The organism is Streptomyces sp. NPDC049687 (genome assembly GCF_044465285.1).
In the GTDB taxonomy this organism is placed as follows: domain Bacteria; phylum Actinomycetota; class Actinomycetes; order Streptomycetales; family Streptomycetaceae; genus Streptomyces.
In genome coordinates this window covers 128,804-146,037 of sequence record NZ_JBITLN010000006.1, presented here as the reverse complement: position 1 = coordinate 146,037, position 17,234 = coordinate 128,804, and the positions used below count along the sequence as shown (strand labels likewise).

Genomic DNA, 17,234 nt, shown 5'->3' with positions numbered 1-17,234 from the left:
TCGTCGCGGCCCGGCCTATCATCATCTTGTCGGCTCCAGAGTGGCGTCCCGTCGCACGAGGGCCGCGTACCGCCCGTCCTGCTTCAACAGCTCCTCGTGCGTACCCCGTTCGGCCACTCGGCCGGCGTCGAGGACCACGATCTGGTCGGCGCTGCGAATGGTGGACAACCGGTGGGCGATGGTCAGGGTGGTGCGATTGGCCGAGAGTGCGTCGATGGCCTCCTGGACCGCGCGCTCGGTGCGGGTGTCCAGGGCGCTGGTCGCCTCGTCGAGGATCAGCACCGGCGGGTCGCGCAGGATCGTGCGGGCGATCGCCAGTCGCTGCTTCTCACCGCCGGAGAAGCGGTGGCCGCGCTCGCCGACGACCGTGTCGTAGCCGTCGGGCAGGGCGGCGATGTGGTCGTGGATCTGCGCCGCCCGCGCGGCGGCGTACAACTCCTCGTCGGTGGCGTCCGGCTTGGCGAACCGCAGATTGTCGGCGACCGTCGCATGGAAGAGGTAGGTCTCCTGTGAGACCACGCCGACCGCGCGCGCGAGGGTGTCGAAGTCGAGGTCGCGGACGTCGATGCCGTCGAGGGTGACCCGGCCGCCGGTCACGTCGTACAGGCGGGGCACCAGGTAGCCGAGCGTGGACTTGCCGGCACCGGTCGGGCCGACCACCGCGAGGCTGCCGCCGGCGGGGACGGTGACGTCGATGCCGTCGAGGACGGCTCCGGCCGCGCGGTCGTCGTTGTCGTAGGAGAACACGACGTCCTCGAACGCGACCTCGCCCTTGACCTCGTCGAGATGGACCGGGTTCACGCGCTCGGTGATGTCGATCGGCAGGTCGAGGTACTCGAAGATGCGCTGGAAGAGCGCGAGGGAGGTCTGGATCTGGACGCCGGTCGCGAGCAGGCTGACGGCGGGACGGAACAGTCCCTGCTGCAGCGAGACGAAGGCGACGATCGTGCCTAGGGAGACGTCCGGGCCGCCGAGCTGGAGGGTCATGCCGGCCGTCCAGTAGATGACCGCCGGCATCGCGGCCATGACGATCGTGATCACGGCCATGCGCCAGCGGCCGGCCATGTTGGACTTCACTTCCAGGTCGACCAGGCGCTCGGACTCCTCGGCGAAGGACCGGGTGAGCGAGTCGGCGCGCCCCATGGTGCGACCGAGCAGGATGCCGCTGACGGACAGCGACTCGGTGACCGTGGCGGCCATGGCGGCCATCTGCTTCTGGCGCTGGGTGGTGATCTTCTTGCGCTCGTTGCCGACGCGGCGGCTTATCCACACGAAGACCGGCAGCAGGAGCAGCGAGACGACCGTCAGGCGCCAGTCGAGGGCGATCATCGCGATGATCGTGGCGACCACGCTGGTGAAGTTGGAGACCAGGGAGGTGGCCGTGGAGGTGACGGTGGCCTGCATGCCCCCGATGTCGTTGGCGATACGGGACTGCACCTCGCCGGTACGCGTACGCGTGAAGAACGCGAGGGACATGCGCTGCAGCCGGCCGTAGACGGCGGTGCGCAGGTCGTGCATGACACGCTGGCCCACCGTCGTGGAGATCAACGTCTGCAGGACGCCGAAGACGCTGCTGAGGACGGCACTGAGAATCATGCCGAGGGCCAGCAGGCTCAGCAGGCCGGTGCGCCCCTCCGGGATGGCGACGTCGAGGGTCTCCTTCAGCAGGAAGGGCGTGGCGACCGAGACCAGCGAGGAGGCGCCGACGAGGACGCCGACGATCGCGAGCCGGCCGCGATAGGGACGGAAGAGCTTCACGATGCGGCGCACCTGCCGGGGCTGTTCCTCGGCGTCCGCGTTCGGGGTCCAGGATTCTGGTTTGTCGGGGTGCATGGGCTCCTACGGGAGGTGAGAGGGCCGAGACGGGCGGAGCATAGCTCATTGTTACCTATACTCACAATGAACGGCATCCTGATATTGTTCCCGCATGACCACCCCCGATTCGGACAGCGTGCTCGCCGAGCAACTGCTGCGGTTCACCCGCCGGATGCACCGGATCCAGAAGCGGCACATCGAGCAGTGCGGCCTCGGCGTCACCCCTGCCCAGTCCCGCCTGCTGCGCACACTGGCCTGCTACACCTCGCCGCCGCGCATGGCCGACCTCGCCGAGCGTCTGGAGGTGGTCCCCCGGGCGGTGACGACGCTGGTCGACGGGCTGGAGGCGGGCGGCAAGGTGCGCCGGGTCCCCGATCCGACGAACCGCCGAGTGATCCGGATCGAACTCACGGACGACGGCATGAAGGCGCTGCGCGAGCTACGAGGGGCGCGGCGGTCGGCCGCCGAGGAGATCTTGGCACCGCTGACAAGCGGGCAGCGCGAGATATTGGGCGGGCTGCTGGACACGCTGGTGGACGGGGTGCCGGAGGGGCGCTGCTGAGGCGCGGCCGGTAGGGGGCGTCAGGGCTCGCGGGCGGCTGCGGGCGCGTGGGGCTTGATCGCGCCGTTCCCCGCGCCCCTTCAGACGGGTCCGGTGGACCCGCCTTCAAGGGGCACGGGGACTGCGCGGCCGGCCACGAACGACTCACGGCGGCCCGTGGAACACGGCAGCCGGAGCTACCGCCCGAAGGTCACCGACCGGGGCGTCAGCCGGCCTCGGGGGCCGTCTCCTTCTGGGCGGGCACCACGACCGCCGTCGGCTGCGGAGTAGGGGGTACCTCTTCCTCGGCGACCGCCTCGCCGTCCAGGACCCTCTTCGCCCGGTCCAGATCCAGCGCGCCCTCCCAGCGGGAGACCGCGAAGACCGCGACGCAGTTGCCGAGCAGGTTGGTGACCACGCGCATCGAGTCCATGATCCGGTCCACACCGAGCAGCAGGGCGACGGCGCCGGCCGGGATGGCGCCCAGCGAGGACGCGGTCGCGGAGAGGGCGAGGAAGGCGGAACCGGGGATGCCCGCCATTCCCTTGCTGGTCAGCATCAGCACCAGGACCACGGTGATCTGCTGGCCCAGGCTCAGGTCCACGCCCACGGCCTGGGCGATGAACAGCGTGCCGATGGACAGGTACAGCGAGGCGCCGTCGAGGTTGAAGGAGTACCCCGTGGGCAGCACCAGGCCCACGGCGTCGTCACGGGCGCCGGCCTTGCGCAGCTTCTGCATCACGCGCGGCATCACGGACTCGGTGGAGGCGGTGCCGAGCGCGAGGAGCATCTCTTCACGGATGTAGCGCAGGAACTTCCAGAGGCTGAGCCCGGTGACCATGCGCAGGGCCACGGCGAGGAGAGCGACGAAGAAGGCCGCTGCCGCGTAGCACAGGACGATCAGCTTGGCGTAGGTCTCGATGACACCGAGCCCGTAGTTGCCGATCAGGACGGCCATCGCGCCGAACACCGCGACCGGCGCCAGCCGCATGACGAACCCGACGATCGCGAAGATGATCTCCTGCGCCTGCTCGATCGCGGGCAGCACCTGCGGCACCCTGGTGTGCCCGATGTGCAGCAGCGCGGCGCCCACCAGGCAGGCCAGGATGAGCACCTGGAGCAGGGAGTTCTCGGCGAAGGCGCCGATGAAACTGGTCGGCAGCGCGTTCACGACGAACTCGGTCGTCGAGGGCAGCGAGCCGCCGCCCGTCTTCGCGTCGACCGCCGAGGTGTCCAGCGTGGACGGGTCGACGTTCATCCCCGAGCCGGGCTGGACGACGTTGGCGGCGAGAAGCCCGATGATCAGGGCGAGGGTGCTGGCGACCTCGAACCAGATCAGGGCCTTGAGCCCGATCCGGCCGAACGCCTTCAAATCGCCGGCCTTGGCGATACCGACGACGACCACGCAGAACACCAGTGGGGAGATGATCGTCTTGATGAGCCGGGTGAAACCGTCGCCGAGCGGCTGGAGGTCCGCGGCCACATCGGGCCACAGCTTCCCGAAGACGATTCCGAGCACGAGCGCACAGGCGACCTGCGCGAAGAGTGAGGTACGCAGTATGCGTGCGACGCGTCGCGGCAGAGACGGGACGGACGGCGGCACGGGCACTCCTTGTGGGGGACGACGGCACACAGAAGCCCCAGGAGGACGGGAGCAGGACTTCTGCGATGTGGAAAGCGGTTTCCGTGGCGATCACTCTGAAGGTGCTGTTGATCGCGCACGAGACCTGCGCGTTTCCGCCGTGTAAATCCCGCCATGCGTGACGCGTCGCACGCGTTCGGCGATCAGCAGCCGCCGCGATCCTCGGTGAGCACCCCCTGAACCGTGGTCAGTCGCCGGTCGTGGCAGCCGCCCGAGCCGAGTAGCAGATAGTGCTCGCTCGTCGTGCCGACCGCGTGGCGCTGGTCGCGGGGCACGCCCACGGTGTACGTGGCATCACCCGTATAGGTGTCCTCGAGCCGCGACCAGGCCATGCGCCGGCCGCCGCGCGTCGTCACGGCGTCGGCACGGTCGCCCAGGGTCAGCACGGTCCGCAGCCGGTCGTCCGCGCCGACGGTGGTCGTGCCGTTCATGGTGTACGCGCGGTGCGTCCGGGTGGTGACGGCAGGTCCGCGACCGTCGGCCGTGACGGCCTCGTCGTCCGTCCAGGTGGCGTCGAGGCCGTCCACGTTCTCGCCGTCGGTCCACCGGTGCACGGAGGTGTGGGCCAGGGTGCGTGTGACGGTGGTCGTCACGCGTCCGTGCGAGGTGTCGAGGTACCCCGCCACTGTCAGGCGGTGCCCTCCCTCGGTGTCGAGCCGGTGCTCCGTACCGGGCGTGTAGGCGGTGGAGTCGGTCAGGTCACCCGTGTCGTCGCGGAGGAGCCTCCCGGGTACGACGGCTCTCCCGGCGTCCTGCCAGACCAGCACATTGACGGGCGTGCTCCAGCCGCTCTGTCCCTCGGGCACACCGACGACGGACACCTCGAGGCGGTGCGGACGGCCGTCGTTGAGGATTCCGGCGAAGGGCGTGAGGTCGTATTCGATCGGCTTGATGTCGAAGGCACGCGGGCCCGGAATCACGTACCAGAGGAAGGGGTTGGACCAGCCGCCGGTCCATACGGTCGGGAAGGGGGTGGCGATGCCTGCCAGTCGCCCGTCCACCCTGACCTGCACCTCGCGATACGGTCCGTCGTCCGCCTGGCAGGAGTAGGGCGCCTCCTTCGGCACCGTCAGGTACCAGTACTCCTCGCAGCCGCCGCCGGAGCCGGTGGCGTACACCTCGGCGACGACACGTTCGCTGTTCCGGGGGGTGGTGAGGGTGTCGCCGCCGTCCCCGAGGGTGAGGACCCGGTCGGGGGCAGTGGCCGGTTTCCCGGCGTAGAAGGTCAGCGTGACCTTCACGTCGATCACGCCGGTGTAGGTGTCGTCGACGACGTTTCCGATGAGCATCTCGACGTCCTGGCGTGAGCGGAACGTGTCGCTGTACCGGGTGACGTCCTTCTCGACGGACCACTCGATGCCGTCGGGCGAGGGCTCCGGTGTCGACGTACGGAAGATCTCGACGCCGCCGACATGCAGATAGCCGAGCCGGTCGAACTGGCGCCCCTTGACCTTGCCGTCGAGGCGCAGCACGACCTTGCTCCAGCGGTCGCCGCAGCCGTCCGGCGGGGTGTAGGTACCCCGGTACGGGGTGAAGTCCCGGAACTGCGCCTCGGCGACGGTGACTTCGCAGGACCTGCCCGAAGGCCGGTCCACGGCCGGCGCCGCGGTCACCGGGTCGTGCCAGTCGGTGCCGAACTCGGCGGGGACGTCGGCCGACCGGGCCGGGGCCGCCCCGAGGAGGGTGCTCACCAGGAGGGCCGCCCCGGTGAGCATGGACATGATAATTGGTCTCTTCATGGCCGGTGTTCTACGGGGAGTCGGCCGCGCCCCGCAATGACGCCTCCCCCAGCGGCACTATGCCTTCAAGGCGGTTCTGTCCCCCATCACCACCACAGGATGCCGATCCGGGTCGAGCGTGCGCAGCAGATACTCCATCGCGGGCTTGGACAGACTGACGCAGGCCGACGTACCGCTGCCGTGGTCCAGGTGCAGCCAGATCCCGCCCCCTTTGTCCGCACCCTCGGGCTGGGTCGGATCGTCGGGCGGGGTGCCCTTGACGCGGTTGTAGTCGATGGCGATGACGTGGTCGAAGTCGTGCCAGTGCGAGCGGTCCCACCAGCGCGGCGCCGCGAAGTCCTCGGACTGCGTGTACGGCAGACGGGTACCGGGGTCGTCCAGGACACCGCCCGCGGCGGTGAGGGTGAACACGCCGACGGGGCTGCGGTTGTCCCCCGCGTGGTGGTCGAGGGTCCAGCCTTTCTTGCCGTTGTGCGCGGGCCAGCCGCGGACGCGGTCCCAGACCCGGCCGTGCTTGGCGTAGAACACCACGGTGGCCTCCGCGGAGTCCTTTCCGTCGCCGTACACCGCCACCACCTGGCGGGACGCGGCAGGAATCCGCCGCTGCAGCCGGTCCCCGACGTACGGGATCCCGGTCCGCGCCGGCCGGCCCGACGCGGCGCCGGGTCCCTCGGCCCCCGCTACCGCCCTGCCGCCGCCCCGCCCCGCGCCCGCACCGCACGCGGACAGGGCCGCGAGAAGGAGAACACCGGCCACCGTCATGGTCCCCTGGGACCGCACACCGCCATGTCGCATCGCCCCATGCTCGCATCACTTTCCGAACGTTTACGTCAGATTGCAGACATGTCGACCGTGTCACCGAACATCCGGATCCCGAGGCCCGCCCCGGAAAACCGGTTGATTCTGACCACGCTGCGGCGCGAACCTTTCACGGTTTGTTGCCGCGCCCGCGGCCCCTACTTCACCCGTCTCTCCCCCCACTTCCTGACACGAGCCACTGGGACGTCATGCAGATCCAAGACCTTCCGTATCCCGACCCGGGTGTGCCGGACGCGCGCTCGGGACCTCGCTTCCTGTGGTGGCTCGGCCGCAATCAGTTGGGCGGCCAGCTGAAGTCCCTGGCCTGGGGGCTGCTGCACTTCGTCGCCGTCTCGGCGCAGCCGTTCTGCGTCGGGTTCGCCATCGAGGCCGTCGTCGACCGTTCCGGAACCCGGCTCGCCCTCACCGGCGTCCTGATGGCCCTGTGCGGCGCGGCCACCGCGATCGGGGACACCTTCCTGCACCGGGCCGCCGTCACCAACTGGATCACCGCCGCCGCCCGCGTGCAGCAGTTGCTCGCCCGCCAGGCCTCGCACCTGGGGTCGGCGCTGACCCGGCGGGTCGCGGCCGGCGAGGTCGTGGCGGTGTCCACCGGTGACGTGGAGAAGATCGGCTGGTTCGTGGAGGCCGTCTCCCGCTTCACCGCCGCGGCCCTCACAGTGCTGCTGGTCTGCGTCGGTCTCGTCGTCTACCAGCCGGCGCTCGGCATCGTGGTCGCCCTCGGTCTGCCCGTCCTCGCGCTGGCCGTGCTGCCGCTGCTGCCCCGCGCGACGCGCCGGGCCGACTTCCAGCGCGAGAAGGCCGGGCGCGCCACCGAACTGGCCGCGGACACCGTGGCCGGCCTGCGGGTGCTGCGCGGCATCGGTGGCGAGGACCTGTTCCTCGACCGCTACCGCCGCGCCTCCCAGGAGGTCCGGCACGCGGCCGTGCGCAGCGCCCGCATGTGGGCCCTGATCTCCGCCATCCAGGTGCTGCTGCCCGGCCTGCTGCTGATCGTGGTCGTCTGCTACGGCGTCCATCTGGTCCGCGAGGGCCGGATCTCCGTCGGCGAAATGATCACGGTCTACAGCTCGGTCATGGTCCTGACCTATCCCCTCAGGCACTTCGAGGAGATCGCGATGGCCTACTCCTTCTCCCGCCCGTCCGCCAAACGTGCCGCCGGTGTGCTGTCCCTGGAGCGGGTCACCGACGCCGTCGGATCGCGCGCGGCGGACCTTCCCACGGGGGACCTGTACGACCCGATGACCGGGCTGCTCGCCCCGGCCGCCCGGCTCACCGCGGTGGTGTGCGGCGACCCGGACGCGGCCGGACGGCTCGCCGAACGGCTGGGCGGCCATCCGCCCGAGGACGGCCCGTCGGTGCTGCTCGGCGGCGTGCCCCTGGACGAACTCCCACTGGACTCCGCCCGTACGGCCGTCCTCGTGCAGGACAAGGACCCGGTGCTGTTGTCCGGTTCGCTGCGCGATCTGCTCGACGTGCCCGCCTCCGGTGCCGTGGCCGCGCAGGCGGCGCTGGCCGCTGCCCAGTGCGGGGACGTCCTGGACGCCCTCGTGCAGGGCTCCCTGGACGCCGACGATCCGATGGACGCCCGTATCACCGAACGCGGCCGCTCCCTGTCCGGCGGCCAGCGGCAACGGCTCGCCCTGGCCCGCTCGCTGCTGACGGACCCGGAGGTCCTCGTCCTGGACGAGCCCACCTCCGCCGTCGACTCGCACACGGAGGCACGGATCGCCGAGGGGCTGCGGGAACTGCGGGCCGGGCGCACGACGGTCGTGTTCACCTCGTCCCCGCTGCTGCTGGACCGGGCGGACCGGGTGGTCCTCGTGCACGAGGGCGAGGTCGCCGCGGTCGGCGAACACCGCGAACTGCTGCACACCGAGCCCCGGTACCGGGCCGTGGTCACCCGCGAGACCGACGAAGAGGCCGCCCTGAGCGACGCACTGACGGAACTCGGCGAGAACAACCTGAACGCACTGGAAGAGATCGAGGAGACCGCATGATCGGCGTGCCGCCACCCGCGTACGACCCGGCGGCACCGACGACGGCGAACACGCTGCCCGTCGGCGCCCCGGCGACCGTACGCGCCTACGTGGCCGAACTACTGCGCCGGCACCGCCGTGCCTTCCTGATCCTCCTTCTCGTCAACACGGTCGCCACCGTCGCCTCGATGGTGGGTCCGTGGCTCCTCGGCGACCTGGTGGAACGGCTGTCCGACGGAGCGCGCGAGCTCCACCTGGGTCTCACCGCCACGCTGTTCGTGCTTGCCCTGGCCGTCCAGGCCGCCTTTTTCCGAGAGGTACGGCTGCGCGGCGCGATGCTCGGCGAGCGGATGCTGGCCGATCTGCGCGAGGACTTCCTCGTGCGGTCGGTCCGGCTGCCGCCGGGCGTGCTCGAGCGGGCCGGCACGGGTGACCTGCTGTCGCGCATCACCACGGACATCGACCGACTGGCCAACGCGATGCGCGAGGCCGTACCCCAGCTGACGATCGGCGTGATGTGGGCGGGACTGCTGCTCGGCGGGCTGGTCGTCATGGCACCCCCGCTGGCGCCCGCCGTGCTGCTCGCGGTGCCGCTGCTGGTCGCCGGCTGCCGCTGGTACTTCAAGCGGGCGCCGTCCGGCTACCGCTCGGAGGCCGCCGGGTACGCCGCCGTGTCCGCCGCCCTCGCCGAGACCGTGGACGCGGGCCGCACCGTCGAGGCCCACCGCCTGGGCGACCGCCGTGTCGAACTGTCCAAGCTGCGGATCCGGCAGTGGACCGCCTGGGAGCGGTACACCCTGTGGCTGAGGTCGGTGCTGTTCCCGGTCATCAACCTGGTGCACGTCACGGTCCTCGGCTCGGTCCTGATGCTCGGCGGGGTCTTCGTCCTGCAGGGCTGGATCGGCGTCGGCCAGCTGACGACGGGCGCGCTCATGGCGCAGATGCTCGTCGACCCGGTGAATCTCGTCCTGCGCTGGTACGACGAGCTGCAGGTCGCGCAGGTGTCGCTGGCCCGTCTCGTCGGGGTGCGGGACATCGAGCCGGACGCCGGTGACACCGGGCTGACTCCGGACGGACGGGACGTGCTCGCCGAGCGGGTCCACTTCGGCTACCGCGAGGGCGTCGACGTGCTGCGCAAGGTGTCCCTGGAGGTCGCCCCCGGCACCCGGCTGGCCCTGGTCGGCCCGTCGGGCGCCGGAAAGTCCACGCTGGGTCGGCTTCTCGCCGGCATCTACGCACCCCGGGACGGCCGGATCACCCTCGGCGGCGCCGAACTGTCGCGGATGACCGCCGAACGGGTCCGCTCGCATGTGGCGCTCGTCAACCAGGAGCACCACGTCTTCGTCGGTTCCCTGCGTGACAACCTCCGGCTCGCCCGGACCGGCGCCGAGGACGCCGAGCTGTGGGCGGCGCTGGGCGCGGTCGACGCGGACGGCTGGGCACGGGCTCTGGACGACGGCCTGGACACCGAGGTCGGCTCGGGCGGCTTCTCGCTGACCCCGGCGCAGGCCCAGCAGATCGCGCTGGCCCGGCTGGTGCTGGCCGATCCGCACACCCTGGTCCTGGACGAGGCGACCTCGCTGCTCGACCCGCGTGCCGCCCGGCACCTGGAGCGGTCCCTCGCCCGCGTCCTGGACGGCCGCACGGTCGTCGCCATCGCCCACCGCCTGCACACCGCCCATGACGCCGACGTCATCGCCGTCGTCGAGAACGGCCGCATCAGCGAGCTGGGCAGCCACACCGAGCTGGTCGCGGCGGAGGGAGCGTACGCGGCGCTGTGGCGGTCCTGGCACGGGTGAGGGGAACCGGGCGGAGGCGGGAACGGGCGCGGCCGCGCGGCGCGAGGTGCGGGGGTCGCCCGTGGCCGCGGCTCGCCGACGCTGTGACCAGGGCCCGGAGACGGGCTCCCGCAGCGGTTCCGTCTTTGGCGTTGCGCGGTGCCGAAGCAGGATGGAACGCTGGATACCGGCACCCGCGCGGGAAGCGGCCCGGATCCGTCCGGCGCATGCCGGGCCCGGCCGGTGCCCCACCGCCGACCGCGGTGAGAACGGGCCCGTCACCCCCTGGAGGTACCCGTGAACAGCGCCGAAGGATGGGGGGACGACGTCTACCAGCCCGATGCCTCCGACATCCAGGACGACGCGGGACTGCTCGACGCGGAGGACACCCTGGACAACGACGGTGTCGGAGACCCGCTCGACCGGGGCTGGTCCCCTCCCGAGCGGCCCTGGGCCGTGGAGCACACCGGGGTGACGGCCGCGGAGCGCCGACAGGGCGAGACCCTGGACCAGCGGCTCGCGGAGGAACTGCCCGACCTCGCCGTGCCCGACGGGGACGGCCTCGGCGACTGCGACGGCACCGACGGGGAACTCCTCGACAACGAGGTCGGCGCGGCCCGGTCGGGCCGGCTCGTGGCACCGGACGAGGGGGCCCACGAGGACGAGGAGAGCGCGCTGGTCGCCACCGACGTGGGCATCGACGGTGCGGCCGCCTCCGCCGAGGAGGCCGCGATGCACATCGTCGACGAGGACACCCTGTCCGGCTGACCGGCCCACCCGGCCTTCGCACGACGACGAGGAGCACTCATGCAGCAGGACAAACACCCCGACTACCACCCGGTCGTCTTCCGCGACCGTGCCGCCGGGTACGCCTTCCTCACCCGGTCCACCGCGAGCAGCGACCAGACGATCGATTGGGACGACGGCGAGACGTACCCCGTGGTGGACGTGGAGATCTCCTCGGAGAGCCACCCCTTCTACACCGGCAAGGCCCGCACGGTGGACACGGAGGGCCGCATCGCCCGCTTCGAGCGCCGCTACGGTGAGGGCGGGACCGGCTGAGCCGTCGCCCCGGTGCCCGCGCTGCCTCAGATGACGTTGAGCGCCGCCGCGGCGCCCACTCCTCCGAGCACCATGAACACCGGCATCAGCACCTTCAGCTCGACCCAGCTGCCCGCCCGGAACCGCATCGGCTTCGGCGGACCCACGGGATACCAGCGCTTGCGCCCGATCGGGATGGGCCACAGGACCGGGCAGCCCGAGACGGTCAGCGCGTCCCCGATGTCGTGCACCAGGGCGCCCAGCAGGATCGGCAGCCCCAGCCACAGGTACTCCTGGCCAGGGTCCGCGAACAGCCAGTCCGCGCCGTTGCCGGGCTTGTCCAGGACGCCGGCGAGGATCCACGCGCTGGTCGCGGCCAGCAGCCACACCAGCACATCGCTGCTGGAGCCCCTTGCCGCGCGCCACAGCAGGCCCTCGATCGCCAGCACCATGTGCACGAAGAGGATCGCCAGCACCGCCCAGCGGCCACCGGCGATCGCCAGTGCCGAGGCGCCCGCGCCGATCATGACCGCCCACAGCCAGGTGTGCGTGAGCGTGCGGTGCCCTCCGGAGCGGCGCGGGTCGCCCTGCTTCCTCGTGGCCTTGTAGACGGCGTAGGAGAGCTTGTCGACGATCTCGCACAGCCAGCGCGAGACGGGACCGAAGGCGCGGGAGATGGTGGCGGCCTTGTGGTCGAGGTCGGGGGCGAGCGCGGCACCGGCGCAGATCAGCGCGCCGCAGAGGAGGACCGGCCAGGGCATGGTGTGCCCGGCCGCTGCGGCCGCCGCGCCGACGCCGAGCCAGGCGGCGGCGCCCGACAGTGAGTGTGCTGGTCCCATCATGGCCGTTGCCCGCCCTATTCCTCGTGTGCCGCTGTCCAGTTGACCGGGTGCGATGACGCTCCGTCGGCGACACAGCGTAGCTGCCATGATCTTGGGGTCCGCAGCCGATTCCCCCATCGGGCGCGCGGGCAGGCAAGATGGGGTCGTGACCCTCATCGATCAGTTGCCACCGACCGCAGATCCCGATGCCCTGTACGAAGCCTTCGAGTCCTGGGCCGAGCAGCGTGGTCTGACGCTCTACCCCCACCAGGAGGAGGCGCTGATCGAGGTGGTCTCCGGGGCGAACGTGATCGTGTCGACGCCCACCGGCTCGGGCAAGAGCATGATCGCGGCGGCCGCGCACTTCGCGGCGCTCGCCCGGGACGAGGTCACTTTCTACACGGCCCCGATCAAGGCGCTGGTGTCGGAGAAGTTCTTCGAGCTGTGCAAGATCTTCGGCACGGAGAACGTGGGCATGCTGACCGGCGACGCGTCCGTCAACTCCGACGCCCCGATCATCTGCTGTACCGCCGAGGTGCTCGCCTCGATCGCGCTGCGCGACGGCAGGCACGCGGACGTCGGCCAGGTGGTCATGGACGAGTTCCACTTCTACGCCGAGGGCGACCGCGGCTGGGCCTGGCAGATCCCCATCCTGGAGCTGCCGCAGGCGCAGTTCGTCCTCATGTCGGCGACGCTCGGCGACGTGTCCTTCTTCGAGAAGGACCTCACCCGGCGCACCGGCCGCCCCACCGCGGTGGTCCGCTCGGCGACCCGGCCCGTGCCGCTGTCGTACGGGTACCGCTACACGCCGCTCACGGAGACGCTCACCGACCTGCTGGAGACGAAGCAGGCACCCGTCTACATCGTGCACTTCACGCAGGCGCAGGCGGTGGAGCGGGCGCAGGCGCTGATGAGCATCAACATGTGCTCGCGTGAGGAGAAGGAGCAGATCGCCGCGCTGATCGGCAACTTCCGCTTCACCACCAAGTTCGGCCGCAACCTCTCCCGTTACGTGCGGCACGGCATCGGCGTCCACCACGCCGGCATGCTGCCCAAGTACCGGCGCCTGGTGGAGAAGCTGGCGCAGGCCGGTCTGCTGAAGGTGATCTGCGGTACGGACACGCTCGGTGTCGGCGTCAACGTGCCCATCCGCACGGTGTTGTTCACGGCGCTCACCAAGTACGACGGCAACCGGGTGCGCACGCTGCGGGCGCGTGAGTTCCACCAGATCGCGGGCCGGGCCGGGCGGGCCGGCTTCGACACGGCGGGCTTCGTGGTGGCGCAGGCGCCCGAGCATGTCATCGAGAACGAGAAGGCGCTCGCCAAGGCGGGCGACGACCCGAAGAAGCGCCGCAAGGTGGTGCGCAAGAAGGCGCCGGAGGGCTTCGTCGGCTGGACGGAGAACACCTTCGAGAAGCTGATCGAGTCGGAGCCGGAGCCGCTGACGTCCCGGTTCCGGGTCACCCACACGATGCTGCTGTCGGTGATCGCACGGCCGGGCAACGCCTTCGAGGCGATGCGCCATCTGCTGGAGGACAACCACGAGCCGCGTCGGCAGCAGCTGCGGCACATCCGCCGTGCGATCGCGATCTACCGCTCGCTGCTGGACGGCGGGATCGTCGAGAAGCTCGACGAGCCGGACGCCACGGGTCGTGTCGTCCGCCTCACCGTGGATCTTCAGCAGGACTTCGCGCTGAACCAACCGCTGTCCACGTTCGCGCTGGCCGCGTTCGAGCTGCTCGACCCCGAGTCGCCGTCGTACGCGCTGGACATGGTCTCCGTCGTGGAGTCCACGCTGGACGACCCGCGGCAGATCCTGGCCGCCCAGCAGAACAAGGCGCGCGGCGAGGCGGTGGCCGCGATGAAGGCGGACGGTGTCGAGTACGAGGAGCGCATGGAGCGGCTCCAGGACATCACCTACCCGAAGCCTCTGGAGGAGCTGCTCTTCCACGCGTACAACACGTACCGCAAGAGTCATCCGTGGGTGGGCGACCACCCTCTGTCGCCGAAGTCCGTCATCCGTGACATGTACGAGCGGGCGATGTCCTTCACGGAGCTGGTGTCCCACTACGAGCTGGCCCGCACCGAGGGCATCGTGCTGCGCTACCTGGCCAGTGCGTACAAGGCCCTCGACCACACCGTCCCCGACGACCTCAAATCGGAGGATCTGCAGGACCTGATCGAGTGGCTGGGCGAGATGGTGCGCCAGGTCGACTCCAGCCTGCTGGACGAATGGGAGCAGCTCGCCAACCCGGAGGAGATGACCGCCGAGGAGGCCCAGGAGAAGGCCGACGAGGTGAAGCCGGTCACCGCCAACGCGCGCGCCTTCCGGGTCCTGGTCCGCAACGCGATGTTCCGCCGGGTCGAGCTCGCCGCTCTCGACCATGTCGACGAGCTCGGCGAGATGGACGCCGAGTCCGGCTGGGACGCCGAGGCGTGGGGCGAGGCGATGGACAAGTACTGGGACGAGTACGACGACCTCGGCACCGGTCCGGACGCGCGCGGTCCCAAGCTGCTCGTCATCCAGGAGGAGCCGCAGGACCGTCTGTGGCGGGTCCGTCAGATCTTCGACGACCCGAACGACGACCACGACTGGGGCATCAGCGCGGAGATCGACCTCACGGCCTCCGACGCGGAGGGCCGCGCGATCGTCCGCGTCACGGAGGTCGGCCAACTGTGAGCACAGCGCGAGGCACAGGAGTAGCACGCCGATGACGAACCCTGCCGAGAGGCTCGTCGATCTGCTCGACCTGGAGCAGATCGAGGTCAACATCTTCCGCGGCCGCAGCCCGCAGGAGTCCCTGCAGCGGGTGTTCGGCGGCCAGGTGGCGGGCCAGGCGCTGGTCGCGGCGGGCCGGACCACCGACGGCGACCGGCCCGTGCACTCGCTGCACGCGTACTTCCTGCGCCCGGGGCGGCCGGGTGTGCCGATCGTGTACCAGGTCGAACGGGTGCGGGACGGGCGGTCCTTCACGACCCGCCGGGTGACCGCCGTGCAGCAGGGCCGCACGATCTTCAATCTCACCGCCTCCTTTCACAAGCCTGAGGAAGGTCCCTTCGAGCACCAGCTGCCGCCGTCCCGCAAGGTCCCGGACCCGGAGTCCCTGCCGACGGTGGCGGAGGAGGTCCGGACGCATCTGGGCGCGCTGCCCGAGCAGTTGGAGCGGATGGCACGCCGCCAGCCCTTCGACATCCGGTATGCGGACCGGCTGCGCTGGAGCGCGGACGAGGTCAAGGACGCCGAGCCGCGCAGCGCGGTGTGGATGCGCGCGGTCGGCCCCCTGGGAGACGATCCGCTCGTGCACACCTGCGCACTGACGTACGCCAGTGACATGACCCTCCTGGACGCCGTCCGCCTGCCGGTGGAACCCCTGTGGGGCCCGCGAAGCTTCGACATGGCGTCGCTGGACCATGCGATGTGGTTCCACCGGCCGTTCCGCGCGGACGAGTGGTTCCTGTACGACCAGGAATCACCGATCGCGACGGGTGGACGCGGACTCGCCCGCGGTCGGATCTACGACCTGCGGGGGCGCCTGCTGGTGTCGGTCGTCCAGGAGGGGCTGTTCCGGACGCTGTAGGGCGCCGGGGTCAGGAGCTTCTGCGGCGCAGCAGCCTCAGCAGGCCGCGTGGCGAGCGCTGAGGCCGCTCCGTCGTCTCCGGTCCGCGCGCTGGGCGCGGTGGGTGCTGCTGCCGGGCCGGGCGCGGTGCGGGCTGGTGTGCGCGGGCTTCTGCCAGGGTGCGTTCCAAGTCGGACCTGAGCCACCCGATCTCGTCGGGATCAGCCGCTGTGGCGATCTTCTCGACGAGGTGCGCGGCCGGGCTGCCAGGGGTGCCGTGGGCGGGCGGTCCTGGCCGGAACCGGTTCAGGTGGGAACGTTCGCAGGGATCCTTGACGATCTCCGCGATCTGCACGGGATCGAGAAACGAGGCCAGGGCTCCGGCCCGGTGCCAGGGATCGTCGGCCTGCCGGAGCAGGAAGCCCAGGTGGCGCCCTCGCCAGTTCCGGGGCCTGAGGTCCAGACCCGCGGCGACCTGGGCCCGCATCGGCTCGGGCGCCCGGCCCCTGAGCAGGGGCGCGTTGTTCACGTCGGCGGCGAACTGCCGTAGTTCTTCGGCCAGGTACAGCCAGACGACGGCACGGTAGCGGTTCAGGTAGAAGCGGACCGGCACGACCAGCCCCAGCCGGGCGAGGCGGGTGAACCGGGCGGCCGGCACCTTCATGAGGCCGGCGCCCTCGCCGGTGCCCACGACCCGGACGCGCTCGCGCAGTTCCTCGGCCGAGTCCAGTAGTCGGTCGATCTCCGCGCGGGGCACCCGGCGTCCGCCTCCGCCTTCGTCGGGCACGGTCCTGATGCGCCCCAGGTGCACAGCGAGGTCGAACTCGCCTCGCTTCAGACTCAGTTCCCGTGCGGCTCGGCTCGCGGAGCAGAGCTGGGCTTGCTGTGGTGCGACGGTGTGCCCGGGCATGATCGGTCTCCCCCGTGGAGTGAAGTGGAATGGAGTGCGGCGGCCCCGCACGGTCCGCGGTGGCCCGGAAAAAACCGTAGCCGGAATCGCGGATTTCGTGGCGAGCCTGTGGATAACTCCCCGGGAGTCGAACAAGGTGCAGGTCAGAGGTCTGTCAGCGGGGCCCGATCGGGCTGGCGGGCGTCAACGGTGAGATGCTCGCCGACGCGGCTGACGAGCAGGGTCATCTCGTAGGCGATCTGGCCCATGTCGGCCTCGGCGCCGCTGAGCACGCACAGACAACTGCCGCTGCCGGCCGCGGTGACGAACAGCAACGCGTCATCGAACTCGATCATGGTCTGCCGCACCTGCCCCGCGCCGAAGTGGCGTCCGGATCCCTTGGCCAGGCTGTGCAGTCCGGACGACACGGCGGCGAGGTGCTCGGCGTCCTCGCGGCGCAGTCCGGTGCTCGCGCCCGCCACCAGCCCGTCGTTGGACAGGACCAGCGCGTGCCGGACGTGGTCGACCCGCTCGGTCAGGTCGTCCAGCAGCCAGCCCAGTCCCTGGTTGTGCGCCATCTTCCTTCTCCCCGTGTGACGTTCCCCGTCTGATG

14 protein-coding genes are annotated in these 17,234 nt (G+C 70.7%); 7 read left to right on the top strand and 7 right to left on the bottom strand.

Annotated elements, in window-relative coordinates; all coding sequences use genetic code 11:
* Positions 1-21: 21 nt before the first annotated feature.
* Positions 22-1,833: an ABC transporter ATP-binding protein gene (locus ACIBVL_RS20170; RefSeq protein WP_399098569.1), complete on the bottom strand. Its 1,812-nt coding sequence runs from the start codon at positions 1,831-1,833 to the stop codon at positions 22-24.
* 94 nt (positions 1,834-1,927) lie between these two features.
* Here ACIBVL_RS20170 and ACIBVL_RS20165 point away from each other — a divergent pair, with 94 nt between their 5' ends.
* Entirely contained in the window at positions 1,928-2,377 is a 450-nt protein-coding gene (locus ACIBVL_RS20165) for a MarR family winged helix-turn-helix transcriptional regulator (protein ID WP_399098568.1), read from the top strand.
* Positions 2,378-2,582: 205 nt separating this feature from the next.
* Here the strand turns inward: ACIBVL_RS20165 and ACIBVL_RS20160 are convergent, their stop codons facing one another.
* The 3 genes from ACIBVL_RS20160 to ACIBVL_RS20150 all read right to left on the bottom strand — a co-directional run bounded on the left by ACIBVL_RS20160 (position 2,583) and on the right by ACIBVL_RS20150 (position 6,532).
* On the bottom strand, positions 2,583-3,959 hold the full coding sequence (locus ACIBVL_RS20160) for a cation:dicarboxylate symporter family transporter (RefSeq protein ID WP_399098567.1): 1,377 nt from the start codon (positions 3,957-3,959) through the stop codon (positions 2,583-2,585).
* A 182-nt stretch (positions 3,960-4,141) separates the two neighbouring features.
* Complete coding sequence (locus tag ACIBVL_RS20155) at positions 4,142-5,737, bottom strand: peptide-N4-asparagine amidase (RefSeq protein ID WP_399098566.1); 1,596 nt, start codon at positions 5,735-5,737, stop codon at positions 4,142-4,144.
* 57 nt (positions 5,738-5,794) lie between these two features.
* The gene (locus tag ACIBVL_RS20150; protein WP_399098565.1) at positions 5,795-6,532 is read right to left on the bottom strand and encodes a L,D-transpeptidase family protein; all 738 of its coding nucleotides are present in this window, start codon (positions 6,530-6,532) and stop codon (positions 5,795-5,797) included.
* Between the two features lie 212 nt (positions 6,533-6,744).
* Here ACIBVL_RS20150 and ACIBVL_RS20145 point away from each other — a divergent pair, with 212 nt between their 5' ends.
* The 4 genes from ACIBVL_RS20145 to ACIBVL_RS20130 all read left to right on the top strand — a co-directional run bounded on the left by ACIBVL_RS20145 (position 6,745) and on the right by ACIBVL_RS20130 (position 11,375).
* The gene (locus ACIBVL_RS20145) at positions 6,745-8,556 is read left to right on the top strand and encodes an ABC transporter transmembrane domain-containing protein (RefSeq protein ID WP_399098564.1); all 1,812 of its coding nucleotides are present in this window, start codon (positions 6,745-6,747) and stop codon (positions 8,554-8,556) included.
* Entirely contained in the window at positions 8,553-10,334 is a 1,782-nt protein-coding gene (locus tag ACIBVL_RS20140) for an ABC transporter ATP-binding protein (protein WP_399098563.1), read from the top strand. Before ACIBVL_RS20145 ends, ACIBVL_RS20140 begins: the two co-directional genes overlap by 4 nt.
* 276 nt (positions 10,335-10,610) lie before the next feature.
* Entirely contained in the window at positions 10,611-11,081 is a 471-nt protein-coding gene (locus ACIBVL_RS20135) for a DUF5709 domain-containing protein (RefSeq protein WP_399098562.1), read from the top strand.
* A gap of 39 nt (positions 11,082-11,120) precedes the next feature.
* Entirely contained in the window at positions 11,121-11,375 is a 255-nt protein-coding gene (locus tag ACIBVL_RS20130) for a type B 50S ribosomal protein L31 (RefSeq protein WP_399098561.1), read from the top strand.
* A 26-nt stretch (positions 11,376-11,401) separates the two neighbouring features.
* Here the strand turns inward: ACIBVL_RS20130 and ACIBVL_RS20125 are convergent, their stop codons facing one another.
* Entirely contained in the window at positions 11,402-12,196 is a 795-nt protein-coding gene (locus tag ACIBVL_RS20125) for a metal-dependent hydrolase (protein ID WP_399098560.1), read from the bottom strand.
* 145 nt (positions 12,197-12,341) lie between these two features.
* On the opposite strand from ACIBVL_RS20125, the gene ACIBVL_RS20120 reads away from it, so the two are divergent.
* Positions 12,342-14,855, top strand: a complete 2,514-nt coding sequence (locus ACIBVL_RS20120) for a DEAD/DEAH box helicase (RefSeq protein ID WP_399098559.1) — start codon at positions 12,342-12,344, stop codon at positions 14,853-14,855.
* Between the two features lie 31 nt (positions 14,856-14,886).
* Positions 14,887-15,753 (top strand): acyl-CoA thioesterase, encoded by an 867-nt coding sequence (locus ACIBVL_RS20115; protein ID WP_399098558.1) that lies wholly within the window; start codon positions 14,887-14,889, stop codon positions 15,751-15,753.
* 10 nt (positions 15,754-15,763) lie between these two features.
* On the opposite strand, the gene ACIBVL_RS20110 is transcribed toward ACIBVL_RS20115, so the two are convergent.
* Positions 15,764-16,642 (bottom strand): DUF6397 family protein, encoded by an 879-nt coding sequence (locus ACIBVL_RS20110; RefSeq protein ID WP_399098557.1) that lies wholly within the window; start codon positions 16,640-16,642, stop codon positions 15,764-15,766.
* Between the two features lie 143 nt (positions 16,643-16,785).
* Entirely contained in the window at positions 16,786-17,199 is a 414-nt protein-coding gene (locus ACIBVL_RS20105) for a roadblock/LC7 domain-containing protein (protein WP_399098556.1), read from the bottom strand.
* Positions 17,200-17,234: the final 35 nt, after the last annotated feature.